Source organism: Pseudomonas sp. EGD-AK9, from assembly GCF_000465935.2.
Lineage (GTDB): Bacteria > Pseudomonadota > Gammaproteobacteria > Pseudomonadales > Pseudomonadaceae > Aquipseudomonas.
On record NZ_AVOF01000063.1, the window covers coordinates 1 to 25,642 of the forward strand.

Below are 25,642 nucleotides of genomic sequence, written 5' to 3' on the forward strand. Positions count from 1 at the left end.
GCTTCGCCGTGGTGCCGGCTTCGCACAGGCCCCCGGCACCGGCACCACGGCGAAGCCGGCGGCGCGCGCCTGACGCACCAGATGGTAGCCGGGATCGGAGATCAGCGGCGTGCCCGCATCGGAGATCAGCGCCACATCCTCGCCGGCCTCCAGCTTGGCGAGAAAGCGCCCGCCCTGGTCGCGCTCGTTGTGCTCATGGCAGGCCGCCAGCGGCGTTTCGATGCCGAAATGCTGCAGCAGGCGCACCGAGTGACGGGTGTCTTCGGCGGCGATCAAGGCCACGTCGCGCAGAACTCGCAGGGCGCGGGCACTGATGTCGTCCAGGTTGCCGATCGGCGTGGCGACCACGTAGAGGGTGCCGGGCTGAGCACTGGCGACGGCGGAATGACTCACTGGAAACACCTCGTTAATTGAAAGAGCGCTCATTCTAGCCGCTTCCACCCCGGCAACATCGCACCGACTGCAGGGCTTGGGTACAATCGCCGCCTGATTCGCTCAAGCACCAGGATGCCCCGATGATCGCTAGCCTGCGCCCCCTTTCCGTCCTTTGCCTGGCCGGCCTGCTCGCCGCCTGCGCCAGCTCGCCCTCCAACACCCTGGGTCAGCTGCCGCGCACCCCACAGGCCAGCATCGAGCAGATGCTCCAGCAGGCCGCCGAAAGCAAGCCGGAGCAGGCCGCCCTGCTGCGCCTGTCCGCCGCCGACCAGGCCTATCAGCAGAAGGACATCGCCCGCGCCGCGCGCATCCGCGAACAGATCGACCTGGCCGCCCTGGCACCAGCCCAGCAGATCTTCGCCAGCACCCTGGACGCCGAACTGGCGCTGGCCCGCCAGCAGCCCAAGAGCGCCCTGCAGGCCCTGCAACATCCCAGCCTGGAGCGCCTGGCCGAGCTGCCGGTGGAGCAGCAGATCCGTACCCAACTGGTCCGCGCCCGCGCCCTGGAAGCCGACGGCCAGGCCCTGGCCGCCGCCCGCGAGCGGGTGTTCATCGCCCCGCTGCTCAGCGGCCAGGCCGCCCACGACAACCATGAAAGCATCTGGGCCCTGGTTTCCACCCTGCCGCCGCAGACCTCGGCCGGCGCCGACAGCGACCTGGCCGGCTGGCTGGAACTGGCGCGCGTGACCAAGGCCGGCGCCACCCTGGAGCAGCAGCAAGCCGCCATCGACCAATGGGTCGCGCAGAACCCGCAACACCCGGCCGCCGAACAGCTGCCCGAGGCGCTGGGCAAGCTTCGCGAGCTGGCCAGCCAGCCGCTGACCCGCATCGCCCTGCTGCTGCCCCAGGAAGGTCAGCTGGCCAGCGTCGCCCGCGCCCTGCGCGACGGCTTCCTCGCCGCCCATTACGAGGCCCAGCAGGCCGGCCAGAACCCGCCGCAGATCCAACTCTACGACAGCGCCCGCATCGGCTCGCTGGACGCCTTCTACCAGCAGGCCCAGGCCGACGGCGTGCAACTGGTGGTCGGCCCGCTGGAGAAGCCGCTGGTCAAGCAGCTCAGCGAGCGCGAGCAGCTGCCGATCACCACCCTGGCGCTGAACTACAGCGACGCCGGCCAGGAAGGCCCGGCCCAGCTGTTCCAGTTCGGCCTGGCCGCCGAGGACGAGGCCCGCGAAGTGGCCCGTCGCGCCTGGGACGACGGCATGCGCCGCGCCGTGGCCCTGGTGCCGCGCGGCGACTGGGGCGACCGCGTGCTGGAAGCTTTCCGCCAGAGCTGGCAGGCCCAGGGCGGCAGCCTGATCGCCGCCGAACACGTCGACCAGCCGGTGGAACTGGCCCGGCAGATCGCCGACCTGTTCCAGCTGCGCGAAAGCGAGGCCCGCGCCCGTCGCCTGCAGAACACCCTGGGCACCAACCTCGACGCCCAGCCGGCGCGGCGCCAGGACATCGACTTCATCTTCCTCGCCGCCACCCCGCAACAGGCGCAGCAAATCAAACCGACCCTGGCCTTCCAGTACGCCGGCGACGTGCCGGTGTACGCCACCTCGCACCTGTTCACCGGCGCCCACAGCCAGGCGCAGTACCAGGACCTGGAAGGCATCCGCTTCTGCGAGACGCCCTGGCTGCTGGACGCGCAGGATCCGCTGCGCCAGCAGGTCAGCGGTCAGTGGCCGCAGGCCGCCGGCAGCCTCGGCCGGCTGTACGCCATGGGCGTCGACGCCTACCGCCTGGCGCCGCGCCTGGGCCAGCTCAAGGCCCTGCCGGAGTCGCGCATCGACGGCCTGTCCGGCAGCCTCAGCCTCAACCCGGCGCAGCGCATCGAACGCCAGTTGCCCTGGGCCGAGTTCCGCGGCGGCCAGGTCCAGCGCCTTCCCGACGCGCTCAATTGAGTGCCCACAACGAGCTCGGCCGGGCCGCCGAACAGGCAGCCCGAGAGCATCTGGAACGTAACGGCCTGCGCTTGATCGAACGGAACTGGAGCTGTCGCCGCGGCGAGCTCGATCTGGTCATGCTCGACGGCGATACAGTAGTATTCGTCGAAGTCCGCGCCCGCCGTCACAGCGCCTGGGGCGGCGCCCTGGAGAGTATCGATGCGCGCAAGCGCGGCAAGTTGATCATGGCCGCCGAGCTCTTCCTCCAGCAGCAGTCTCGCTGGGCCCGCCACCCCTGCCGCTTCGACGTGGTCGCCATCGGCGGCCCCGGCCTCGACTGGATCAAGAACGCCTTCGACGCCTGACGGCCGCACACTCAAGGTTTAACCGATGGACATGCAATCCCGAATCCGCCAGCTGTTCCAAGCCAGCATCGACACCAAGCAACAGGCCATGGAAGTCCTGGTTCCCTACATCGAGCACGCCAGCCTGGTGATGGTTCAGGCCCTGCTCAACGAGGGCAAGATTCTCTCCTGCGGCAACGGCGGCTCGGCCGGCGATGCTCAGCACTTCTCCTCCGAGCTGCTCAACCGCTTCGAGCGCGAGCGCCCCAGCCTGCCGGCCATCGCCCTGACCACCGACAGCTCGACCATCACCTCGATCGCCAACGACTACAGCTACAACGAGGTGTTCTCCAAGCAGATCCGCGCCCTCGGCCAGCCCGGCGACGTGCTGCTGGCCATCTCCACCAGCGGCAACTCGGCCAACGTGATCCAGGCCATCCAGGCCGCCCACGACCGCGAGATGACCGTGGTCGCCCTCACCGGCCGCGACGGCGGCGGCATGGCCTCGCTGCTGCTGCCCGAGGACGTGGAGATCCGCGTGCCGGCCAAAGTCACCGCACGCATCCAGGAGGTCCACCTGCTGGCCATCCACTGCCTCTGCGACCTGATCGACAGTCAACTATTCGGGAGTGAAGAATGAAGCGTTCCGCCCTGATCCTGGCCGCCCTGGCCGTTACCCTGAGCCTGGCCGGCTGCGGCAGCCGCAGCATCGGCAACAAGATCGACGACCAGTTCCTCGGCCCGGATGTCGCCACCCAGGTCAGCAAGGCCCACGCCGACCTGGCCAGCCCGACCTCGCGGATCATCGTCACCAGCTACAACGGCGTGATTCTGCTCGCCGGGCAGACCCCGCGCAGCGAGCTGAAGGACGCCGCTGCCCAGGCCGCGCGCCGCGTGCAGGGGGTGAAGAAGGTCTATAACGAGCTGCAGGTGCAGCAACCGGCCTCGCTGCTGGCGCGCAGCAACGACTCGCTGCTGACCACCAAGATCAAGACCCAGATGCTCGCCGACGCCACGGTGCCGAGCACGCGGATCAAGGTGGTCACCGAAAACGGCATCGTCTACCTGCTCGGCCTGGTGACCCGCGAGGAAGCCAACGCCGCCACCCGCGTGGTGCAGGGCGTGGCCGGGGTGCAGAAGGTGGTGCGCCTGTTCGAGTACACCAACTGAGGCAGCGGCAAACCATAAGGCGGATGGCCGCCTCCCCCGCAAGCTGCAAGTAAAAACGGGCGCCCATTGGCGCCCGTTTTTATTGTCATGCAACTCTTTCTTGCCCTGGCCTGCAGCAGCCCTACTTGACCACCTTGAGGCTCGGCCGACCGCTGGGCCGCGGCGGCTCGCCGCCGGACGGGCCGTCGTCGTCCGGACCCTGCTCGTCTTCGTCGTCCGCCTGCGGCGGCTCCATGTCGAAGACCATGCCCTGGCCGTTCTCCCGCGCATAGATCGCCAGGATCGCCGCGGCCGGGATGTACAGGCTGTGGGCCACGCCGCCGAAGCGCCCCTCGAAGCTCACCGCCTGATTGCCCATATGCAGGTGTCGCACCGCGCCGGGCGATGCGTTGAGCACGATCTGCCCGTCGCTGGCGAAGCCCGGCGGCACCTGCACCCCGGGGTATTCGGCATTGACCAGCAGGTGCGGGGTGCAGTCGTTGTCGACTATCCACTCGTACAGGGCGCGCACCAGGTAGGGACGGCTGGAATTCATGGTTTTCTCCTTCTCAGCGCATTTCGCGCTCGGCGGCGGACAGACTGGCCTGGAAGGCCTCGCGGGCGAACTGCCGCTCCATGTAGTCGAGCAGCGGCTTGGCCGGTCGCGGCAACTCGATCCCCAGCCGCGGCAAACGCCAGAGAATCGGCAGCAGGCAGCAATCCACCAGGCTCAACTCGTCACTGAGAAAGAACGGCTTGTCGGCGAACAGCGGCGACACGCCGGTCAGGCTCTCGCGCAACTCCTTGCGCGCCAGCTGGCGCTCGGCCTCCTTGCTGCGCTTGTCGAGAATGCGGTCGACCAGGGCGCACCAGTCGCGCTGGATACGGTGCATCAGCAGGCGGCTGTTGGCGCGCGCCACCGGATACACCGGCAACAGCGGCGGATGCGGGTAACGCTCATCCAGATATTCCATCACCACGGACGATTCGTACAGCGCCAGGTCGCGGTCGACCAGGGTCGGCACGCTGCCGTAGGGATTGAGTTCGGCCAGCTTGGGCGGACAGCGGCCCAGCTCGACATCGACGATCTCGACGCTGACACCTTTCTCGGCGAGCACCAGACGCACGCGATGGGAATAGTGGTCGGCGGGGTCGGAGTAGCAGGTCAACCTATTGGTCACCGCCATGGCGATCCTCCTCGCGTTTTGGATTTATCAGAAGCAGGAAAAATTGCCGGGAGCAATTTTTGACGTCGCTTGCGACGGCCCCGCAGGGGTAGCCGCCAGGGATGGCAGGTCACAAAAACCTGCGCGCCCATATAGGGCGCGCAAGTCGACAGCAGGGGTAAAGCGGCTTAGTGCACGTCCTTCCAGTATTCGCGCTTGAGCAGGTAGGCGAAGACGAAGAAGAAGGCCAGGTACAGCAGCACGTAGGTGCCGATGCGCTGGGACTCCAGTTTGACCGGGTTGGCCGAGTAGGCCAGGAAGGTCACCAGGTTCTTGATCTTCTCGTCGAACTCGGCCTCGCTCAGGCTGCCGCTGTTCGGCTCGACGGTCAGCTGGTCGCAGGCTTCGTGAGTGATCGGGGTGCCGGTCAGCGGGTCGAACTGCTTCTTGCCGTTCTCCACCACCTGCACCTGCTTGCAGCCGATCACCTGGTTGCCCTGCAGACCGACCAGCACGTTGGGCATGCCGACGTTGGGGAACACCTTGTTGTTGGCGCCCAGCGGACGTGCCGGGTCGGCGTAGAAGGTGCGCAGGTAGGTGTACAGCCAGTCGTTACCGCGTACCCGGGCGACCAGGGTCAGGTCGGGCGGCGCCGCACCAAACCAGGCCTTGGCGTCGTCCGGCTTCATGCCGATCTTCATGTGGTCGCCGATCTTGGCATCGGTGAACACCAGGTTCTCCAGCATGATCTCGTGCGGAATGCCGAGGTCGTCGGCCACGCGCTCGTAACGCTGGTACTGGGCCGAGTGGCAGCCCATGCAGTAGTTGGCGAAGGTGCGCGCGCCGTCCTGCATGGCGGCCTTGTCGCGCAGGTCGATATCCACTTTGTCCAGCGGATAGTTGCTGGCTGCGCCCAGGGCCAGGGCCGGCAGCGCAGCGATCACAAATGCAGCGAAGAGCTTTTTCATCAGCCAGTCACCCTTTCCGGAACCGGTTTGGTCTTCTCCATCCTGGTGTAGAACGGCATCAGGATGAAGTACGCGAAGTACAGGAAGGTGCACACCTGCGACAGCAGGGTACGACCCGGAGTCGGCGACAGCACGCCCAGTACGCCGAGGATGACGAAGGAAATGCAGAAGATCACCAGCCAGATCTTGCTCAGCCAGCCCTTGTAGCGCATGGACTTGACCGGGCTACGGTCGAGCCACGGCAGGACGAACAGCACCGCGATGGCCGCGCCCATGGCGATGACGCCAAGCAGCTTGTCCGGCACCGCGCGGAGGATCGCGTAGTAGGGGGTGAAGTACCACACCGGGGCGATATGCTCAGGGGTCTTGAACGGGTTGGCCGCTTCGAAGTTCGGCTTCTCGAGGAAGTAACCGCCCATTTCCGGGAAGAAGAACACCACGAAGCAGAACACGAAGAGGAACACCACCACGCCGACGATATCTTTCACGGTGTAGTAAGGGTGGAAGGCGATGCCGTCCAGCGGCACACCGTTCTCGTCCTTGTTCTTCTTGATGTCGACGCCGTCCGGATTGTTCGAGCCGACTTCGTGCAGCGCCAGGATGTGCAGCACCACCAGGCCGAGAATCACGATCGGCAGGGCGATCACGTGCAGGGCGAAGAAGCGGTTCAGGGTGATGCCGGAAATCAGGTAGTCACCGCGAATCCACTGGGTCAGGTCGTCGCCGATCACCGGGATGGCGCCGAACAGCGAGATGATCACCTGGGCGCCCCAGTAGGACATCTGGCCCCAGGGCAGCAGGTAGCCCATGAAGGCCTCGGCCATCAGCATCAGGTAGATCAGCATGCCGAAGATCCACACCAGCTCGCGCGGCTTCTGGTAGGAGCCGTAGAGCAGACCGCGGAACATGTGCAGGTAGACCACCACGAAGAACGCCGAAGCGCCGGTGGAGTGCAGGTAGCGCAGAATCCAGCCGTACTCGACGTCGCGCATGATGTATTCGACGGAGGCGAAGGCGCCCTCGGCCGAAGGCTCGAAGCTCATGGTCAGCCAGATGCCGGTGACGATCTGGTTGACCAGCACCAGCAGCGCCAGGGAGCCGAAGAAGTAGAAGAAATTGAAGTTCTTCGGTGCGTAGTACTTGGACAGATGGTCTTCCCACATCTTGGTGGCGGGGAAGCGCGCATCCACCCATTCCATGAATTTGCTCATCAGGCGTTCTCCTGGTCCACACCGATGATGATCACATCATCCGTCTCGTAGGTGTGCGGCGGCACTGGCAGGTTCAACGGCGCGGGCTGAGCCTTGTAGACGCGGCCGGCGAGGTCGTAGCGCGAACCGTGGCAGGGGCAGAAATAGCCACCGACCCAATCCGGACCGAGGTCGGCCGGGGCCACTTCCGGGCGGAAGGACGGTGCGCAGCCCAGGTGGGTGCACAGGCCGACCAGCACCAGCAGCTCGGGCTTGATCGAACGGGTCTTCTTGTCGACGTACTCCGGCTGCACCGAGGCAGCGGATTCGGGGTCGGCCATGCCGCCTTCGATCTTGGTCAGGTTGGCCAGGATCTCCTCGGTACGGCGCACGATGAACACCGGCTGACCGCGCCACTCAGCAACCATCTGCTGACCCGCCTCGATCTTGCTGACGTTCACCTTCACCGGTGCCCCGGCCGCCTTGGCCTTGGCACTGGGGAACCATGACCCCACGAACGGAGTCGCAGCACCTACCGCTCCGGCAGCGCCCACCACGGAAGTGGCTGCCACCAGGAAGCGACGTCGGCCTGCATTCACGCCGTCATTGCTCATTCAGTCGTCTCCCATCAGCTTTGTGGCCTGTTGTTCAGGCCTCTACTAAGTAAAAATCGGGCCGCGCAAAAAATTCGCCAAATGGTAAAGAAAAGCCCCTTTTCTGACAAGGTAATTACCCCCGAACAGTCCGGCGAAAGCCTTGTCGCGCGCGGCTTGCGCGGCTGCGGCACGTTGTCGCAGCGTTTTGTCGCGCCCATAAAAAACGCCCAGTTCCGAAAGGAAACTGGGCGTCTTCGAAAGCGCCAGCGAATTAACGCTTGGAGTACTGCGGACGCTTACGCGCCTTGCGCAGACCGACTTTCTTACGCTCGACTTCACGGGCGTCGCGAGTGACGTAACCGGCTTTACGCAGCGGGCTGCGCAGGGTCTCGTCGTACTCGATCAGGGCGCGGGTGATACCGTGACGGATGGCACCGGCCTGGCCGCTGACACCGCCACCGATAACGGTAACGTAGATGTCGAACTTCTCGGTGGTCTCGGTCAGCTCCAGCGGCTGACGCACGACCATGCGAGCGGTCTCGCGGCCGAAGAAGGTATCCAGGCTGCGGTTGTTGATGGAGATGTTACCGGTGCCCGGACGCAGGAATACGCGCGCGGTTGCGGTCTTGCGACGGCCAGTGCCGTAGTTTTGAGTCGCCGACATAATGAACTATTCCGTTAAATCTTCAGTTCTTGGGGCTGCTGAGCGGTGTGCGGGTGGACGGCACCCTTGTACACCTTCAGCTTACGGTACATGTCGCGACCCAGCGGGTTCTTCGGCAGCATGCCTTTGACCGCGGTCTCGATCACGCGCTCAGGAGCACGAGCGATCAGCTTCTCGAAGTTGATCGACTTGATGCCGCCCGGGAAACCGGAGTGGGAGTAGTACATCTTGTCGCTGGTCTTGGCACCGGTGACACGCACCTGCTCGGCGTTGATCACGACGATGTAATCGCCAGTGTCGACGTGCGGGGTGTACTCGGGCTTGTGCTTGCCGCGCAGACGGCTGGCGATTTCGGTGGCCAGACGACCCAGGGTCTGACCTGCAGCGTCGACGACGTACCAGTCGCGCTTAACAGTTTCCGGTTTTGCAGTAAAAGTCTTCATTCGCTATAGCCTCAGGGGCCGCCCTGAAAATAAGACGGCGGATCTTACTGAATAGTGCTTGCTTTGACAAGTCAAAGACGGCCGGAAACAGACGCTATCGGGGGCTCGGGTCAGCGCGTCCGCTACGGCGGGGTGTTCGGCGGGCTAGGCATCCCCACCTTCTCTGTCAGCGAGCTAGGCGTTCCCGCGTCGAGAGCCGCGGAATTATGCCGATTGCAGCGAAAATAGCAACCTGCTTTGATGCACCCTCTCACCTGCAGTCGAAAACTAGGAGTCAGCAATGGAATACCGTCAGCTGGGCCGTACCGACCTCAGGGTCAGCGCCCTCTGCCTGGGCACCATGACCTGGGGCGAACAGAACAGCGAGGCCGAGGGCCATGCCCAGATCGAGCGCGCCAAGGCCTGCGGCATCAATTTCATGGATACCGCCGAGATGTACCCGGTGCCGCCGCGCGCCGAGACCTACAGCCGCACCGAACAGATCATCGGCAGCTACTTCAGGCAGCGGGGCGACCGCGCCGACTGGATTCTGGCGAGCAAGATCGCCGGCCCCGGCAACGGCATCGGCCATATCCGCGGCGGCCAGTTGAAATTCGACCGCGCGAATATAGTCGCGGCGCTGGACGCAAGCCTGAAACGCCTGCAGACCGACTGGCTCGACCTCTACCAACTGCACTGGCCGGAACGCCCGACCAACTTCTTCGGCCAGCTCGGCTACCAGCATCAGGAAGCGGACTTCACGCCGCTGGAAGAAACCCTGCAAGTGCTCGACGAGCAGGTCAAGGCCGGCAAGATCCGCCACATCGGCCTGTCCAACGAGACGCCCTGGGGTACCATGAAATTCCTGCAACTGGCCGAGAGCCGCGGCTGGCCGCGTGCTGTGTCGATCCAGAACCCCTACAACCTGCTCAACCGCAGCTTCGAGGTGGGCCTGGCGGAGGTGGCGATGCGCGAGCAGTGCGGCCTGCTGGCCTACTCGCCGCTGGCCTTCGGCATGCTCAGCGGCAAGTACGAGGGCGGCGCGCGGCCGGCCGGCGCGCGCATCAGCATGTTCAGCCGCTTCACCCGCTACACCAACCCGCAATCGGAGGCGGCCTGCTCGCGCTACGTCGCCCTGGCCCGCGCACACGGCCTGGATCCGGCGCAGATGGCCCTGGCCTTCGTAATCGCACAGCCCTTCGTCACCAGCAACATCATCGGCGCCACCAGCCTGACGCAACTGGACAGCAACCTGGCCAGCGCCGAGCTGCGACTCTCCGAGGACGTGCTGGCCGGCATCGAGGCGATCCACAAGGCGCAGCCCAACCCGGCGCCCTGATCCCGACTCAAACGAAAAAGCCCGGCAATGCCGGGCTTTTTCTTGCCATCACCGCACTCAGACCAGCGAGCGGGCGATGATTTCCTTCATGATCTCGTTGGTGCCGGCGTAGATGCGCTGCACCCGCGCGTCGGCCCAGGCGCGCGCCACCGGGTATTCCCACATGTAGCCGTAGCCGCCGTGCAGCTGCACGCACTCGTCGAGCACCTTGCACTGCAGGTCGGTGCCCCAGTACTTGAGCATCGCCGCGGTGGGCACGTCCAGCTTGCCCTGCAGATGCAGCTCCAGGCAGCGGTCGACGAACACCCGGCCGACCTGGATCTCGGTGGCCATCTCGGCCAGCTTGAAGCGGGTGTTCTGGAAGTCCGCCACCGCCTTGCCGAACGCCTTGCGCTCGCGGGTGTAGTCCAGCGTCCACTGCAGCGCCGCCTCGGCCGAGGCCAGGGCGCCGACGCCGACGGTCAGGCGCTCCTGCGGCAGCTCCTGCATCAGGTAGGCGAAGCCCATGCCGGCCTGCCCCAGCAGGTTTTCCTTGGGGACGCGCACGTCCTGGAAGAACAGCTCGGAGGTGTCCTGCGCCTTCATGCCCACCTTCTCCAGGCGCTTGCCCTTGGCGAAACCCGGCGTACCCGCCTCCACCAGGAACAGGCTGGTGCCCTTGGCCCCGGCCTTGGGATCGGTCTTGGCCACCACGATGACCAGGTCGGCCAGCCAGCCGTTGGTGATAAAGGTCTTCGAGCCGTTGATCACGTACTCGTCGCCGTCCAGCACCGCGGTGGTCTTCACCCCCTGCAGGTCGGAGCCGGCGCCCGGCTCGGTCATGGCGATGGCGGTGACCAGCTCGCCGCTGACCAGCTTGGGCAGGTAATACTGCTTCTGCGCCTCGCTGCCGTAATGCAGGATGTAGGGTGCGACTATGTCCGAGTGCAGGGAGAAGCCGATGCCGGTCAGGCCCAGACGGCCGATCTCCTCGATCACCACGGCGCTGTAGAGGAAGTCTGCGGCCATGCCGCCGTATTCCTCGGGGATGTGCGAGCAGAGCATGCCGGCCTCGCCGGCCTTGTTCCACAGCGCGCGGTCGACATGACCGTCCTTTTCCCACTGTGCATGAAAAGGCACCGCTTCCTGCTCGAGGAACTTGCGCACGCTGTCGCGGAACAGTTCATGGTCGGAGCTGAAAATCGTTCTGGGGATCATGGCGCTACCTGTGTCTGAGACCTTGGGGACAGTGGCCTCGACTTTAGCCAAGCAAACGCTTGGTCACACTGGACACAAGCGCCAAAAAATAAGACGATCCAGCCGTCGCATGACCGCTTAGCCCTAAAAAGAACAATATCTATGCCTATCCAATCCAATGCCCCGCTGCGCCGCGTCAGCATCCTCGCCACCGACGGCGTATTCGCCTCCACCCTGATGCAGGCCAAGGACTTCTTCCATATGGCCGGCATCCGTTACGCCAAGCAGCAGGGCCTGGGCCATGAGCCACCGTTCGAGATCCACCTGGTCAGCCCGGACGGCCTGCCGGTGAATAGCTTCAGCAAGGTGCAGGTGCCGGTGGACGGCGGCCTGGAGGCCTGCGACGTGATCATCCTGCCGGCCTTCTGGGACGACTTCGACGCCCTCAGCCGCCGCTATCCGCAGGTGCTGGACTGGCTCAAACGCCAGCACGCGGCCGGCACGGCGATCTGCGGCGAGGCCAGCGGGGTGTTCTGGATGGCCGAGGCCGGCCTGCTCGACGGCAAGGAGGCGACCACCTACTGGCGTTTCTTCCGCGAATTCGCCGAGCGCTTCCCCAGGGTGCTGCTCAACCAGGACAAGCACCTGTCCGATGCCGACAACCTGTACTGTGCCGGCGGCGTCACCTCGGCCTGCGACCTCTATATCTACCTGATCGAGCGCTACTGTGGCGCCGGCGTGGCCCAGGGCGTGGCCCGCGACATCCTCTACGAGGTGCAGCGCAGCTACACCCCGGGGCGCATCGGCTTCGGCGGCCAGAAGCTGCACCAGGACGTCACCGTGCTGCAGATCCAGCACTGGCTGGAGGAACACTACGCCGACAAGTTCCGCTTCGAGGACGTGGCCCGCGAGCACGGCATGAGCATCCGCAACTTCATGCGCCGGTTCCAAGGTGCAACGGGCGACAAGCCGCTGCACTACCTGCAGCGCCTGCGCATCGAGACCGCCAAGAGCCTGCTGTCCTCCACCCGCAAGAGCATCAAGACCATCAGCTACGAGGTCGGTTACGACGACGCCAGCTTCTTCGCCCGCTTGTTCCGCCAGCACACCGAGCTGTCGCCGAATCAGTACCGCCGCCAGTTCCAGCACAAGGACAGCCACTGAACAGCCACCCACCCTTGGTTAGGTTGGCCACAGGTGACGCCGGCCTATGATCGGGACACTGATAACAACAACAGGTCCATCGCCATGCGCCGCACCCTTATCGCCCTGCTTGCCGCCTGCAGCCTCACCGCCGTGGCGGACGACAACTGGAAGCCCTTCCCGCTCGACCAGAGCGCCTACGACTACAGCGGCGACAAGCTGCGCCAGGCCTGGCCGCAGCTGACCCGCGGCTTCGGCGACTACCCCTTCCCCGACGCCGACTGGGTGGTGAGCATGGCCAGCCGCCATCCGCAGGCGCTGGAGAAGACCGTCGGCGCCGATATCGGCTTCACCGGCAAGCCGGAAGAGGCCGAGGTCTATGCGCAGAAACTGCAGCAGGTCTGGCGCCTGATGTTCCGCGGCGACTTCGCCCAGGCCAAGGAGCAGGGCCTGGCCCTGGGCGTCGGCGGGCAGATCCCGGCGCTGTTCGCCCAGGTGATCTACGCCATGTTCCTGGTGCCGGAGCAGGCCGAGAAGCATCGCCTGCTGGAAGAAGTGATCGCCTACACCGACGAGGCCGGCGAACTGGTGCAGGCCGACACCGTCGCCCAGTTCGGCCGGGTCTACGCCAAGGCGCGCCTGGGCGAGGAGCTGTCGGTGCCGGTGGTGCTCAAACGCGGTTACACCTCGCAGATCCCCGACGAGCTCGAGGCGCTGCTGGCCAAGCAGCCGCAGCAGCCCTTCGCCCTGGCGCTGTACGGCGGCTACGAGGCCGGGGTGATCCGCAAGGTGGGCAAGCTGGTGGGCAAGATGACCTACGGGGTCAGCGCGGACAATATGGAGAAATACTTCAGCCGCAGCTTCCAGGCCCGCGACGACCTGCCGATCGGCCATTACGAATACGCCAACGCGCTGACCTACGTGTACGGCGACGACCAGCACGACAAGGTCGTCGAGCACCTCGAGCGCGCCGTGGCGATCACGCCGATCAACGCCATGGAGGCGCTGGAAGTGGCCCACGCGCAGAAGATGCTCGCCCAGTACCAGCAGCAGCTGGCTAAGCACTGAGCCGCCGGCAGCGCCCCCCATCCGGATCGCCGCGCGCACCAGCCAATACGAAAAAGGCGACCACTCGGGTCGCCTTTTTTCATGCTGCGCAAGCCATCAGGGCTTGTGCGGCCGCGACAGGAACTCGTGCGACTGCATCTCCAGCAGGCGGCTGAGGGTGCGCTGGAACTCGAAGGTCAGGCGGCCGCCGGTGTACAGGTCCTTCAGCTCCACCTCGGCGGAGATGATCAGCTTGACGTTGCGGTCGTAGAACTCGTCCACCAGGTTGATGAAGCGCCGCGCCATGTCGTCCTTGGCGGTGCTCATCTGCTCGACGTTGGCCAGGATCACCGCGTGGAAGATCTTGCCCAGCTCGATGTAGTCGTTCTGGCTGCGCGGTCCGTCGCACAGCTCGCGGAACTCGAACCAGGCCACGTCGTCGCCGACCTTGCGCGCAACTATGGGGCGGTTCTCGATCATCAGCGCCTCGTGCTCCTGCACCGAGCAGTGCTCCGGCAGCAGGCTCCTGAAGCTCTTGTCCAGGCTGACCTCGGCCTCGGCGTCCAGCGGGAAGTGGAACAGCTCGGCCTGCTCCAGCGCGCGCAGGCGGTAGTCGACGCCGCTGTCGACGTTGACGATGTCGGTGTGCTGCTTGAGCAGGGCGATGGCCGGCAGGAAGCGCGCGCGCTGCAGGCCGTCCTTGTACAGGCCGTCCGGCACGATGTTGGAGGTGGCCACCAGCGACACGCCGTTCTTGAACAGCTCCTCCAGCAGGGTGGCGAGGATCATCGCATCGGTGATATCGCTGACGAAGAACTCGTCGAAGCAGATCACCCGCGCCTCGTCGGCGAAGCGCCGGCCGATGATGGTCAGCGGGTTCTTCTCGCCCTTGAGGGTACGCATCTCCTCGTGCACGCGCTTCATGAAGCGGTGGAAGTGGGTGCGCATCTTCCGCTCGAAGGGCAGCGCGTCGAAGAAGGTATCGACCAGGTAGGTCTTGCCGCGCCCGACGCCGCCCCAGAAATAGATGCCCTTGACCGGCCCCTGCGGCTTCTTGCCGAACAGCTTGCCGAGCAGACCGCCCTTGCCCTGGTCGGCGGCGACCAGCTCGTCGTACAGCCGCTGCAGGTGGCGCACGGCGTTTTCCTGGGCCGCATCATGGAAGAAGTCGGGCCGCTGGAGGTCGGCCTGATAGCGCTCGAAAGGAGTCATGATTCGTTAGCCGGGCAAGTAAAAACGGGGGCGTCACTTTAGCGACGCCCCCGTGGATTGGCAATCGCAGGTTGGGCTGAGCGCAGCGCAGCCCAACGACCGGCAACGGCATGCCATGAGCCGTTGGGCTTCGTCGCTACGCGCCTCAACCCAACCTACGGCGTCAGGCCGTCGCCCGGCTGCCATCCGGGCGACATCATTCCTGCGTCGCCAACGCCTCGCGCAGACGGGCGATGGCGGCGTCCAGCGCCACGGCATCGGCGAACTCGGGGCTGCTCGCCACGCATTCGTCATCAAGCCAGACGCCGAAGCCCTGCCCTTCGGCGCGCACATCCAGTGGTTCGCCGGACTGCAGGCGCTTATTGACCATGCCGGCCGACTTGCCATCGGCGAAGGCTTTCGACAGCAACAGCTGCTCGCCAGCGGCGTCCAGCAGGCGGAAGCGGAAGCTGCCGTCGTCGTCGCGGAAGCTGACGAAGCGCGCGCTCTTGGCCGCCTTCTTCTTCTCGCCGGAGGCGGTTTGCACCTGCTCGCGGAACGAACGCAGGCCCACCGCCTCGCGCAGCTCGCCGAGGAAGGGCGTGGCAATCTTGCGCGCCTTGGCGGCGCCGGCCAGGAGGATGTCCTCCAGATCGGCGGGCCTGGCGATCAGCGCGTTGTAGCGCTCGCGCGCCTCGCCCAGCTCGTTTTCCAGCAGCTGGTACAGGCGATTCTTCGCCTCGCCCCAGGCCAGGCCGCCTTCCAGCTCGGCGCGGAACTCGGCCTGCTGCGCCGGGGTGGCGAAGGCCTGGTACAGGGTGAACAGGTGCGAGCCGTCGGCGTCCTTGGGTTCGCCCGGCAGGCGCGAGTCGGTGACGATGCGGGCGATGGCGTCCTTGAGCTGCTTGGCGCTACCGAACAGCGGGATGGTGTTGTCGTAGCTCTTGCTCATCTTGCGGCCGTCGAGGCCGGGCAGGGTCGCCACCTCCTCCTCGATCACCGCCTCGGGCAGGGTGAACAGCTCGCGACCGGCGCCGAACAGGTGGTTGAAGCGCTGGCCGATGTCGCGGGCCATCTCCACGTGTTGGATCTGGTCACGGCCGACCGGCACCCTGTGCGCGTTGAACATCAGGATGTCCGCCGCCATCAGCACCGGGTAGCTGAACAGGCCCATGGTGATGCCGGCGTCCGGGTCTTCGCCGGCCTCGACGTTCTTGTCCACCGACGCCTTGTAGGCGTGGGCGCGATTGAGCAGGCCCTTGCCGGCGACGCAGGTGAGCAGCCAGCACAGCTCGGGAATCTCGGGAATGTCGGACTGGCGGTAGAAGGTCGCCTTGTTCACGTCCAGGCCCAGCGCCAGCCAGGTGGCGGCGATCTCCAGACGCGAGCGCTGGATGCGCGCCGGGTCGTCGCACTTGATCAGCGCATGGTAGTCGGCGAGGAAGTAGAAGGAATCGGCATCCGCGGCGCGGCTGGCGACTATGGCCGGGCGGATGGCGCCGGCGTAGTTGCCCAGGTGCGGGGTGCCGGTGGTGGTGATGCCGGTGAGGATACGGGTGGTCATGGCGTTCGCTTGTCGTACAGCTGGTTCAGAGACGCGGCAACAGCAGATCCTTCAGATCGGTCAGCTTGCCGTGAAAGAAGTGGCCGCATTCTGCCACTTTCAGCAGCTCGTGGGCACGCCCAAGGTTCGCCGACCAGTCGTACACCGCCTGCGGCTCGACCACTTCGTCGGCGTCCGGCTGGATCAGCACCAGCGGGCAAGTGGCCGCCGGCGGATTGTCGGCGGTCAGCCGGTGCACCGCCGGCGCCACCATAAACAGCTTGTCCAGCGCCACGCCCTGGCGCTCCAGACGCGCTCCCAGCGCGGCGGCGACGAAACCGCCGAAGGAGAACCCGAGCAGGGTGAGCGGCAGATCCGGGTACCCTTCGCGCAGCCAGGCGGCCACCGCTTCGGCGTCGTCCACCTCGCCGCTGCCCATGTCATGGCTGCCGGCACTGGCGCCGACGCCGCGATAATTGAAGCGCAGGGTATGCAGGCCGCAGTCGCGGGCGCTGCGTTGCAGGGTGGAAACCACCTTGTTGAGCATGGTGCCGCCCTGCACCGGATTGGGGTGGCAGATCAGCGCCACGCCGCGGGCGTCGGGCACTTCGAGAAAAAGGGCTTCGAGCTGGCCGACGGGGCCAGGGATAAAAACGGCGGTTTCGCGGTTGAGCAACAGAGAACTCCGTGACCCCGGATCGGGTCGACTCGTCTAGCAAACTGTCTGCGCGGCACGGCATAGCCGTATACAGCGCAGGTTCGAGCCGCTAACGTAAAGCAAAGCCGTTTTGAGAGGAAGGACTCGTGGAACAGACCCTTACAGCCTGGTTGATACCCGCCCTGACCCTGGTGGTCGGCATTGCCGTCGGCTTTCTGATCGCTCGCCTGGCGCCCAGCGCCGCACCGAGCCGCACGCAGCGGCAGATGGAAGAAATGCAGGCACGCTTCGAGGCCTACCAGAACGAAGTGGTGACCCACTTCAACACCACCGCCAGCCTGGTGAAGAAACTCACCCAGAGCTACCAGGACGTGCAGGAGCACCTGTCCGACGGCGCCAATCGTCTGGCCCTGGACGAACTGACCCGCCAGCGTCTGCTGGCCGCCCTCAGCAGCAGCGAAGGCGGCGAGAAGCGTGAGCGCCTGACCCCGCCGAAGAACTACGAAATGCCCAAGGACTACGCGCCGAAAAGCGACGGTCCCGGCATGCTGGACGAGAGCTACGGGTTGAAGAAGTAACCCCTCGGCCAAGACAGGGAGCCCCGCTATTGCGGGGCTTTTTATTGGCCTTGTAGTCCGGATGCAATCCGGGAAGGCTCGACCCGGGCACCCTGGATGGCCGCCAAGGCGCAGGTGTATCCGCGAAATTCACCGCGCAATCGCGAATAGATTCGCACCTGCGGAGGCCGGTTCTGCGCATCGACAGGCCAGGTGGACCTCGCCCGTTACGCGCCACGAAAGCGCAGCCAACAAAAAGCCCCGCTGGCGAGCGGGGCTTTTTGCATTGCGCGCAGGCCTTTAGATGGCGCCGCGGCTACGCAGCAACTGCAGCACCTGCTTGACGCCCTCTTCCACCGACACGGTCTGGGTGTCGATCACCAGATCGGCGTCCAGCGGCACGTCGTAGGCGAAGGACTCGCCGGGGATGTTGTCGCCGGCGGCGGCATACAGGCCCTGCGGGTCGCGTTCGCGGCAGACCTGCGGCGAGGCCTGCACGTAGACGGTGAGCAGGCGCTCGCCGCCGATCAGCGCCTTGGCCTGCTCGCGGCCCTCGGCATCCGGGGCGACGAAGGCGGCCAGGGTCAGCAGGCCGGCCTCATTGAACTGGCGCGCCACATGGGCGGCGCGACGCCAGTTCTCGGTACGCCCGGCGCGATCCTGCGGCAGGCCCTTGTTCAGGTCGTGGCGCAGGTTCTGGCCATCGAGCACGTAGACGGCGCGGCCCATGTCGAACAGCTTGCGCTCCACGGCGTAGGCCAGGGTGCTCTTGCCGGCGCCGGACAGGCCGCTGAACAGCACGGTGGCCGGCTGCTGGCCGAAGCGCGCGGCGCGCTCCTCGGTCGACACATGGGCCAGACGGCCGTGCTGGCCGCCGCCATGGCCGACCGGATCGGCAATGATCATGCCCGCGCCGACGGTACCGTTGGTCAGGCGGTCGATAACGATAAAGGCGCCGGTGGTGCGGTTGTGCTCGTAGCCGTCGAGGGCAATGGGCGCATCCAGGGCGACCTTGACCCGGCCGATCTCGTTGAGCTTCAGTTCGCTGGCCGCGCCCTGCTCCAGGGTGTTGACGTCGACGCGGTGCACGATGCTCGGGATCGAGCCCGGCACGTAGCTGGTGGCGCGCTTGATGTCGTACTTCTTGCCCGGCAGCATCGGCTCTTCGCCCATCCACACCAGCATGGCCTCGAAGCTGTCGGTGACCTGCGGACGGTTGTCGGCGTGCACCAGCATGTCGCCGCGCGACACGTCGATCTCGTCTTCCAGGGTCAGGGTGATGGCCTGGCCGGGGCCGGCGTGCTCCAGCTCGCCCTCGAAGGTGACGATGGACTTGACCTTGCTGGTCTTGCCCGACGGCAGCGCCATCACTTCGTCGCCCTTGCGCACGATGCCGCTGGCCAGGGTGCCGGCGAAGCCGCGGAAGTTGAGGTTGGGGCGGTTGACGTACTGCACCGGGAAGCGCAGGTCGTCGAAATTGCGGTCGCCCGCCACTTCCACGGTCTCGAGGATTTCCATCAGCGACTGGCCGTCGTACCAGGGCGAGCGCTCGGACTTGTTGACCACGTTGTCGCCCTTGAGCGCCGACATGGGGACGAAATGCAGCGTACTGGGCTTGAGGCTGATCTTGTCGGCGAAGGCCAGGTAGTCGGCCTTGATCGACTCGAACACGCCCTGGTCGAAGTCCTTGAGGTCCATCTTGTTGACCGCGACGACGATGTGCTTGATGCCCAGCAGGGAGGCGATGAAGCTGTGGCGCTTGGTCTGGGTCTGCACGCCGTAACGGGCGTCGATCAGGATGATCGCCAGGTCGCAGGTGGACGCGCCGGTGGCCATGTTGCGGGTGTACTGCTCATGGCCGGGGGTGTCGGCGATGATGAACTTGCGCTTGGCCGTACTGAAATAGCGGTAGGCCACGTCGATGGTGATGCCCTGCTCGCGCTCGGCCTGCAGGCCGTCGACCAGCAGCGCCAGGTCGATGTCGTCGCCGGTGGTGCCGACCTTCTTCGAGTCGCGGCTGATGGCTTCCAGATGGTCTTCATAGATCATCTTGGAGTCGTGCAGCAGGCGCCCGATCAGGGTGCTCTTGCCGTCGTCGACGTTGCCGCAGGTGAGGAAGCGCAGCAGTTCCTTGCGTTCGTGCTGGGCCAGGTAGGCGAGGATGTCCTCGCTGATCAAATCGGATTGATGACTCATGGTGCGGAATCCTTAGAAGTAGCCCTGGCGTTTTTTCTCTTCCATCGAGCCGGCGGCGTCGTGGTCGATCACCCGGCCCTGGCGTTCGGAAGTACGAGTCAGGAGCATTTCCTGGATGATGTCCGGCAGGGTCGCCGCGGTGGACTCCACCGCGCCGGTCAGCGGGTAGCAGCCCAGGGTGCGGAAGCGCACCATCTTCTTGGTGATGCGCGCCTTCTCCTCGTCCGACAGGTGCTCGAGGATGCGCTCGTCGTCGATCATGATCAGGGTGCCGTTCCTCTCGATCACTTCGCGCTCGGCGGCGAAGTACAGCGGCACGATCGGGATCTGCTCCAGGTAGATGTACTGCCAGATGTCCAGCTCGGTCCAGTTCGATAGCGGGAACACGCGGATCGACTCGCCCTTCTTGACCTTGCCGTTGTACACGTTCCACAGCTCGGGACGCTGGTTCTTCGGGTCCCAGCGGTGCTTGCTGTCGCGGAAGGAATACACGCGCTCCTTGGCGCGGGATTTTTCCTCGTCGCGACGCGCGCCACCGAAGGCGGCGTCGAAGCCGTACTTGTCCAGTGCCTGCTTGAGACCCTCGGTCTTCATCACGTCGGTGTGCTTGGCACTGCCGTAGGTGAAGGGGTTCATGTCCTGCGCCACGCCATCGGGGTTGATGTGGGTGATCAGGTCCAGGCCCATCTCGCTGACCATCTTGTCGCGGAAGCGGTACATCTCCTGGAATTTCCAGCGGGTGTCGACGTGCATCACCGGGAACGGCAGCTTGCCGGGAAAGAACGCCTTGCGCGCCAGGTGCAGCATCACGGCAGAGTCTTTACCGATGGAATAGAGCATTACCGGGTTGTCGAATTCGGCGGCCACTTCACGAATGATGTGGATACTTTCCGCCTCCAGCTGCTTCAGGTGGGTCAGTTTATCGAGCATGGCTACTCACGGTTTGCTGTGTAATTGGGCCGGCGGGCCGTGGACGAGGGCGCACTCTAGCACAGCGCCAACTTCTAATCAGGACGCTACTTAGATCGAAAAGGTCTAGTTTTATACCCGCAAGAAAGCGCGCTCAGATCGGATTCGGGCAGTCGATAAACAGGTGTTCGAGGGCGAAGCGCCGCGCCAGGTAGTCGCCCAACGCCTGCACGCCGTAGCGCTCGGTGGCGTGGTGGCCGGCGGCGATGAAGGCGATGCCGTTCTCCCGCGCGCTGTGGAAGGTCTGCTCGGAGGCTTCGCCGGTCAGGTACAGGTCGGCGCCGGCGGCGATGGCCTGGTCGATGTAGCCCTGACCGCCGCCTGTACACCAGCCAACCCGGCGGATCAGTCCCTCGCCCTCCACCAGCAGCGGCTCGCGGCCGAGCGCCTGTTGCACCTGGCGAGCGAAATCGGCGGCGCTCATCGGCTCCTCCAGCGACCCCACCAGGCCAACGGTGCGCGGGTTGTCCGGCTCCAGCGGGCCTTCGACGACGATGCCGAGCTGGCGCGCCAGTTGCACGTTGTTGCCCACCTCGGGGTGCAGATCCAGCGGCAGGTGATAGGCCAGCAGGCTGATGTCGGCAGCCAGCAGTGCCTTCAGCCGGCGCTGCTTCATACCGGTGACGCAAGGGTTCTCGCCCTTCCAGAAGTAGCCGTGGTGCACCAGCAGCACGTCGGCCTCGGCGTCGATGGCCGCCTCGATCAGCGCCTGGCTGGCGGTGACGCCGCTGACGATGCGACGCACCTGCGGCCGCCCCTCGACCTGCAGGCCGTTGGGGCAGTAATCGGCGATGCGCGCGGCGCCCAGATAGGCATCGGCTTCGGCGACCAGGGTAGACAAGGCAATGGCCATGGGGTTTCCTCACAAGCTGTTGCGGGCCGCTGCCTTATTGGCCGGCACCTCTCTATAATGCGCCACCTTAAGGGGCACCTTGGCCCCTCGCAACTCTCAGAGATCGTCTCGATGTCCCAGGCCCTGCGTTTCCTCGGCTGGCCCTTGCTGGTCGGCGTGCTGCTCGCGCTGTTGATTATCCAGCGCTACCCGGAGTGGGTCGGCCTGCCCCGCCAGGAAGTGCATATGCTGCAGGCGCCGATCTACAGCCGTCTGCAGGAAGGCCCGGTGTCCTATGCCGAGGCGGTGGATACCGCCTCGCCGGCGGTGGCCAACCTCTACACCACCAAGCTGGTGAGCAAGCCGACGCACCCGCTGTTCGAGGACCCCACCTTCCGCCGCTTCTTCGGCGACAACCTGCCGCGCCAGCAGCGCATGGAGTCGAGCCTCGGCTCGGCGGTGCTGATGAGCCGCGAGGGCTACCTGCTGACCAACAACCACGTGGTCAGCGGCGCCGACCAGATAGTGGTGGCGCTCAAGGATGGTCGCGACACCCTGGCGCGGGTGATCGGCACCGATCCGGAAACCGACCTGGCGGTACTCAAGATCGATCTGCCCGACCTGCCGGCCATCACCCTGGGCCGCTCCGATACCATCAAGATCGGCGACGTCACCCTGGCCATCGGCAACCCCTTCGGCGTCGGCCAGACCGTGACCATGGGCATCATCAGCGCCACCGGGCGCAACCAGCTGGGCCTCAATACCTACGAGGACTTCATCCAGACCGACGCGGCGATCAACCCGGGCAACTCCGGCGGCGCGCTGGTCGACGCCCACGGCAACCTGGTGGGCATCAACACCGCGATCTTCTCCAAGTCCGGCGGCTCGCAGGGCATCGGCTTCGCCATCCCGGTCAAGCTGGCGCTGGAGGTGATGCAGGCGATCATCGAGCACGGCCAGGTGATTCGCGGCTGGCTGGGCATCGAGGTGCAGCCGCTGACCCCGGAACTGGCCGAGTCCTTCGGCCTCGAAGGCCGCCCCGGCATCGTCGTCGCCGGCCTGTACCGCGACGGCCCGGCGCAGAAGGCCGGCCTGCAGCCGGGCGACCTGATCCTCAGCATCGACGGCGAACCGGCCGGCGACGGCCGCCGCTCGATGAACCAGGTGGCGCGCACCAAGCCGGGCGACCAGATCCGCATCGAGGTGCTGCGCAACGGCAAGACGCTGGAACTGACCGCGGAAATCGGCCTGCGCCCCCCCGTTAACGGCAACTGATCGGCTGAATTTTCATCTGGGAACTCTTCTCGATTGGGTTTAATGTTATGTTATTACATTAAATTTCATCGACAGGAGCCTTCCCTTGCGCGCCACCCTTGCCCTGCTTGCCAGCCTGCTGGCTCCCAGCGCCCTCGCCACGCCATCTCCCGCCCAGCTCGAAGACAGCATCATCAGCGCCGACGCCGAGCTGGCCGACGGTCCGGTGCAGGGCTACCGCGCCACGCGCTCGGCCAGCGCCACCCGCACCGACACGCGCATCGAGGCGATTCCCCAGAGCATCGCCGTGGTGCCCACCCAGGTGCTCGACGACCTCGGCAGCACGCGCATCGACCGCGCCCTGGATTTCGCCGGCGGCGTGTCGCGGCAGAACAACTTCGGCGGCCTGACCTTCCTCAACTACAGCGTGCGTGGCTTCACCACCGGCGAACTGTACCGCAACGGTTTCGCCATCAACCGCGGCAGCTACAGCTCGCCGGACGCCTCGGCCATCGAGCGCCTGGAGGTGCTCAAGGGCCCGGCCGCGGCACTCTACGGCCGCGGCGACCCCGGCGGCCTGGTCAATATCGTCACCAAGCGCCCGCAACTGGAGCCCTTCACCCAGTTCAAGGCCAGCGCCGGACGCTGGGATCGCTACCGCAGCAGTCTCGACGTCAATACGCCGCTGAACGCCGAGGGCACGCTGCTGTCGCGGGTCAACCTGGCGGTGGAAGACAACGGCAGTTTTCGGGACCACGTCGGCAACCAGCGGCAGATCGTCAACCCGGCGCTGAGCTGGCAGCTGTCGCCCGACACCCTGCTGACCCTCGATAGCGAGTTCTCGCGCACCGACTCGGTGTTCGACCGTGGCATTCCCGCCGTCGACGGCAAGATGGGCGCGGTCAAGCGCTCGACCTTTCTCGGCGAGCCCAACGACGGCGAGATCCGCAACGACAACCAGCTGCTGCAGGCCAGCCTCGAGCACTATCTGAACGATGCCTGGAAACTGCGCCTGGCCAGCCATTACAGCCAGGGCACGCTGGACGGCAACAGCTCGGAGCCGTCGCGGCTGATCGGCGACCAGGTCACGCGCTTCTATCGCGAGCGCAGTTTCGAGTGGAACGACAGCATCACCCAGGCCGAACTGCACGGCCAGTTCGAGCTGGCCGGCTGGCAGCACCAGACGCTGCTGGGCCTGGAGTACGAGAACTACCGCAACAGCCAGAAGTACCCGCAGAGCGTCGCCGGCCTGGGCTACGGCCAGGACATCTACAACCCGATCTACGGGCAACCGAAACCACCCACCGTCAATCCCAACGACTTCCACGAGCATACCGAGAGCTACGCCCTCAACCTGCAGGACCAGATCGCCTTCAGCGAGCGCTGGAGCGGCCTGCTCGGCGTGCGCCTGGAGCGTTTCGAGCAGACCGCGCTGAACCGCAGCACGCGGGTCAGCAACGAGCAGAGCAAGGAGGTCGCCACCCCGCGCGCGGGCCTGCTCTATCAGCTGACGCCGGAGGTCGGCGTGTTCGCCAACGCCTCGATGTCGTTCAAACCCAATGCCATCGGCGCTCAGGGCCAGGTGTTCAAACCGGAAAAGGGTCTCGGCTATGAAACGGGGCTCAAGCTCGACCTGCTCGACAGCCGCCTGGGCGCCACCGTGGCGCTGTTTCATATCGACAAGGAAAACGTGCTGACCGCCGACCCGAACAGTCCCGGCGACAGCATCGCCGCCGGCAAGGCGCGCAGCCAGGGCCTCGACCTGCAGATCAGCGGCCAGCTCAGCGAAGCCGTGAGGATTATCGGTGCCTACGCCTATATCGACGCCGAAGTGACCGAGGACAACAGCATTCCCGAGGGTAGCGACCTGCTCGGCATCGCCCGCAACAGCGCCAGCCTGATGGGCGTCTATCAGTTCCAGGGCGGCGCCCTGCAAGGCTCGGAGCTGGGCGCCGCGATCACCCATGTCGGCGACCGCTCCGGGCAGACCGGCAGCGATTTCGAGCTGCCGGCCTACACCACGGTCGACCTGCTCGCACGCTGGCAGGCCACCCAGGACCTCAGCCTGGGCCTGAACCTCAACAACCTGTTCGACCGCAAGTACTACGAGCGCTCGTTCAACAGCGTCTGGGTACTGCCCGGCGAGCCCCGCAACCTCAGCGTCAACCTGACCCTCAACCTCTGAATCGGAGTTTCACATGCGTATCCCTGCCTACCTGCTACTCGCCGGCCTGTTCGCCAGCGGCAACGTCCTTGCCCATGGTCTGTGGACCGAACAGCGTCGCGGCAACATCGAAGTGGTCTATGGCCACGGCGCCGAGGACAACGTCTTCAAGGCCGAGAAGATCAGCGGCGCCTGGGCCTATGACGCCGCCGGCAAGATGATCCCGGTGAGCGTCGAGCGCCTGAGCGACCACGCCCGCCTGCAACCCTTGAAGCCCCCCGCCGTGCTCGGCGTGGCGCTGGACAACGGCGCCTGGTCGAAAACCCCGGACGGCCAATGGATCAACCAGGGCCGCAGCCAGGTGGCGGACTCGACCCAGTCGCTGCACACCTACAAGTACAGCCTGGCGATCTACGCCGAAGGCGCCCAGCTGCCGGCGCTGGATCAACTGAGGATGGTCATAGTGCCGGAAACCGACCCGCTCAAGGTCGGCCCGGGCAAGTCGCTGCCGGTGCGGGTGCTGGTGGACGGCAAGCCGCTGGCGGGCGTCGAGCTGGTCGGCGACTACCGCGGCGCACCGCACCAGGTCAGCGCGATGACCGATGCCGAGGGTCGCGCGCAGGTACCGGTGCGCAACCAGGGGCTGAACATCATCAGCGCCGAGGTCAGCCTGCCGGTGGCGAACGATGCGGATATCGAGACCCGCGGCCTGTTCGCCTCGCTGACCTTCCTCGGCCAGGCGCACCACGAATAACCGCGGCCGGCCTG

At 65.7% G+C, this 25,642-nt stretch carries 26 protein-coding genes; 11 read left to right on the top strand and 15 right to left on the bottom strand.

The window, feature by feature from the left end:
• Positions 1 to 426 (bottom strand): ribosomal RNA small subunit methyltransferase I (locus N878_RS03395; RefSeq protein WP_036987304.1); only part of this gene is annotated, 426 nt, incomplete at its 3' end.
• Between the two features lie 89 nt (positions 427 to 515).
• Between N878_RS03395 and N878_RS03400 the strand changes: the two genes are divergently transcribed.
• From N878_RS03400 to N878_RS03415, 4 genes are read left to right on the top strand one after another with little or no spacing between them, the layout of a single operon-like run.
• A complete protein-coding gene (locus N878_RS03400; protein WP_021442285.1) occupies positions 516 to 2,324 on the top strand; it encodes a penicillin-binding protein activator in 1,809 nt (602 codons plus the stop codon).
• Entirely contained in the window at positions 2,321 to 2,671 is a 351-nt protein-coding gene (locus tag N878_RS03405; protein ID WP_021442286.1) for a YraN family protein, read from the top strand. Before N878_RS03400 ends, N878_RS03405 begins: the two co-directional genes overlap by 4 nt.
• Before the next feature lie 25 nt (positions 2,672 to 2,696).
• Entirely contained in the window at positions 2,697 to 3,290 is a 594-nt protein-coding gene (locus N878_RS03410; RefSeq protein ID WP_021442287.1) for a phosphoheptose isomerase, read from the top strand.
• Entirely contained in the window at positions 3,287 to 3,820 is a 534-nt protein-coding gene (locus tag N878_RS03415) for a BON domain-containing protein (protein WP_021442288.1), read from the top strand. Before N878_RS03410 ends, N878_RS03415 begins: the two co-directional genes overlap by 4 nt.
• 121 nt (positions 3,821 to 3,941) lie before the next feature.
• Here the strand turns inward: N878_RS03415 and N878_RS03420 are convergent, their stop codons facing one another.
• The 7 genes from N878_RS03420 to rplM all read right to left on the bottom strand — a co-directional run bounded on the left by N878_RS03420 (position 3,942) and on the right by rplM (position 8,826).
• Positions 3,942 to 4,355 carry a ClpXP protease specificity-enhancing factor gene (locus tag N878_RS03420; protein WP_021442289.1) on the bottom strand — a complete coding sequence of 138 codons (414 nt, stop codon included), beginning with the start codon at positions 4,353 to 4,355 and terminating at the stop codon, positions 3,942 to 3,944.
• A 13-nt stretch (positions 4,356 to 4,368) separates the two neighbouring features.
• A complete protein-coding gene (locus N878_RS03425; RefSeq protein WP_021442290.1) occupies positions 4,369 to 4,986 on the bottom strand; it encodes a glutathione S-transferase N-terminal domain-containing protein in 618 nt (205 codons plus the stop codon).
• 167 nt (positions 4,987 to 5,153) lie between these two features.
• Positions 5,154 to 5,933: a cytochrome c1 gene (locus N878_RS03430; protein WP_021442291.1), complete on the bottom strand. Its 780-nt coding sequence runs from the start codon at positions 5,931 to 5,933 to the stop codon at positions 5,154 to 5,156.
• A complete protein-coding gene (locus N878_RS03435; RefSeq protein ID WP_021442292.1) occupies positions 5,933 to 7,144 on the bottom strand; it encodes a cytochrome bc complex cytochrome b subunit in 1,212 nt (403 codons plus the stop codon). The genes N878_RS03430 and N878_RS03435 overlap by 1 nt, the downstream gene beginning before the upstream one ends.
• Complete coding sequence (petA, locus tag N878_RS03440) at positions 7,144 to 7,737, bottom strand: ubiquinol-cytochrome c reductase iron-sulfur subunit (protein ID WP_031302693.1); 594 nt, start codon at positions 7,735 to 7,737, stop codon at positions 7,144 to 7,146. The genes N878_RS03435 and petA overlap by 1 nt, the downstream gene beginning before the upstream one ends.
• A 253-nt stretch (positions 7,738 to 7,990) precedes the next feature.
• Complete coding sequence (gene rpsI / locus N878_RS03445) at positions 7,991 to 8,383, bottom strand: 30S ribosomal protein S9 (protein ID WP_003242948.1); 393 nt, start codon at positions 8,381 to 8,383, stop codon at positions 7,991 to 7,993.
• Between the two features lie 14 nt (positions 8,384 to 8,397).
• A complete protein-coding gene (rplM, locus tag N878_RS03450; RefSeq protein ID WP_021442294.1) occupies positions 8,398 to 8,826 on the bottom strand; it encodes a 50S ribosomal protein L13 in 429 nt (142 codons plus the stop codon).
• 280 nt (positions 8,827 to 9,106) lie between these two features.
• Here rplM and N878_RS03455 point away from each other — a divergent pair, with 280 nt between their 5' ends.
• Complete coding sequence (locus N878_RS03455) at positions 9,107 to 10,144, top strand: NADP(H)-dependent aldo-keto reductase (protein ID WP_021442295.1); 1,038 nt, start codon at positions 9,107 to 9,109, stop codon at positions 10,142 to 10,144.
• 57 nt (positions 10,145 to 10,201) lie between these two features.
• Here N878_RS03455 and N878_RS03460 read toward each other — a convergent pair whose 3' ends face one another.
• Positions 10,202 to 11,341 carry an acyl-CoA dehydrogenase family protein gene (locus tag N878_RS03460; protein WP_021442296.1) on the bottom strand — a complete coding sequence of 380 codons (1,140 nt, stop codon included), beginning with the start codon at positions 11,339 to 11,341 and terminating at the stop codon, positions 10,202 to 10,204.
• A gap of 240 nt (positions 11,342 to 11,581) precedes the next feature.
• On the opposite strand from N878_RS03460, the gene N878_RS03465 reads away from it, so the two are divergent.
• Complete coding sequence (locus N878_RS03465) at positions 11,582 to 12,484, top strand: GlxA family transcriptional regulator (RefSeq protein ID WP_177342870.1); 903 nt, start codon at positions 11,582 to 11,584, stop codon at positions 12,482 to 12,484.
• A gap of 84 nt (positions 12,485 to 12,568) precedes the next feature.
• A complete protein-coding gene (locus N878_RS03470) occupies positions 12,569 to 13,531 on the top strand; it encodes a hypothetical protein (protein WP_021442298.1) in 963 nt (320 codons plus the stop codon).
• Positions 13,532 to 13,627: 96 nt separating this feature from the next.
• Here N878_RS03470 and zapE read toward each other — a convergent pair whose 3' ends face one another.
• From zapE to N878_RS03485, 3 genes are all read right to left on the bottom strand, one after another.
• Positions 13,628 to 14,722 carry a cell division protein ZapE gene (gene zapE / locus N878_RS03475; protein ID WP_021442299.1) on the bottom strand — a complete coding sequence of 365 codons (1,095 nt, stop codon included), beginning with the start codon at positions 14,720 to 14,722 and terminating at the stop codon, positions 13,628 to 13,630.
• 196 nt (positions 14,723 to 14,918) lie between these two features.
• Entirely contained in the window at positions 14,919 to 16,265 is a 1,347-nt protein-coding gene (locus N878_RS03480) for a tryptophan--tRNA ligase (protein WP_021442300.1), read from the bottom strand.
• Between the two features lie 25 nt (positions 16,266 to 16,290).
• The gene (locus N878_RS03485; RefSeq protein ID WP_021442301.1) at positions 16,291 to 16,920 is read right to left on the bottom strand and encodes an alpha/beta hydrolase; all 630 of its coding nucleotides are present in this window, start codon (positions 16,918 to 16,920) and stop codon (positions 16,291 to 16,293) included.
• A 128-nt stretch (positions 16,921 to 17,048) separates the two neighbouring features.
• Here N878_RS03485 and N878_RS03490 point away from each other — a divergent pair, with 128 nt between their 5' ends.
• Positions 17,049 to 17,480, top strand: coding sequence for a YhcB family protein (locus N878_RS03490; protein ID WP_031302694.1), 432 nt, complete (start codon positions 17,049 to 17,051; stop codon positions 17,478 to 17,480).
• Positions 17,481 to 17,759: 279 nt separating this feature from the next.
• Here the strand turns inward: N878_RS03490 and cysN are convergent, their stop codons facing one another.
• From cysN to N878_RS03505, 3 genes are all read right to left on the bottom strand, one after another.
• Positions 17,760 to 19,655 (bottom strand): sulfate adenylyltransferase subunit CysN, encoded by a 1,896-nt coding sequence (gene cysN / locus N878_RS03495; RefSeq protein ID WP_021442303.1) that lies wholly within the window; start codon positions 19,653 to 19,655, stop codon positions 17,760 to 17,762.
• A 12-nt stretch (positions 19,656 to 19,667) separates the two neighbouring features.
• Positions 19,668 to 20,585 (bottom strand): sulfate adenylyltransferase subunit CysD, encoded by a 918-nt coding sequence (gene cysD, locus N878_RS03500; RefSeq protein WP_021442304.1) that lies wholly within the window; start codon positions 20,583 to 20,585, stop codon positions 19,668 to 19,670.
• Between the two features lie 133 nt (positions 20,586 to 20,718).
• On the bottom strand, positions 20,719 to 21,477 hold the full coding sequence (locus tag N878_RS03505) for a Nif3-like dinuclear metal center hexameric protein (protein ID WP_021442305.1): 759 nt from the start codon (positions 21,475 to 21,477) through the stop codon (positions 20,719 to 20,721).
• Between the two features lie 111 nt (positions 21,478 to 21,588).
• Here N878_RS03505 and algW point away from each other — a divergent pair, with 111 nt between their 5' ends.
• From algW to N878_RS03520, 3 genes are all read left to right on the top strand, one after another.
• Positions 21,589 to 22,731, top strand: coding sequence for a Do family serine endopeptidase AlgW (gene algW, locus N878_RS03510; protein WP_021442306.1), 1,143 nt, complete (start codon positions 21,589 to 21,591; stop codon positions 22,729 to 22,731).
• A 103-nt stretch (positions 22,732 to 22,834) separates the two neighbouring features.
• Entirely contained in the window at positions 22,835 to 24,895 is a 2,061-nt protein-coding gene (locus N878_RS03515) for a TonB-dependent siderophore receptor (protein WP_051365796.1), read from the top strand.
• Between the two features lie 13 nt (positions 24,896 to 24,908).
• Positions 24,909 to 25,628, top strand: a complete 720-nt coding sequence (locus N878_RS03520; protein ID WP_021442308.1) for a DUF4198 domain-containing protein — start codon at positions 24,909 to 24,911, stop codon at positions 25,626 to 25,628.
• Positions 25,629 to 25,642: the final 14 nt, after the last annotated feature.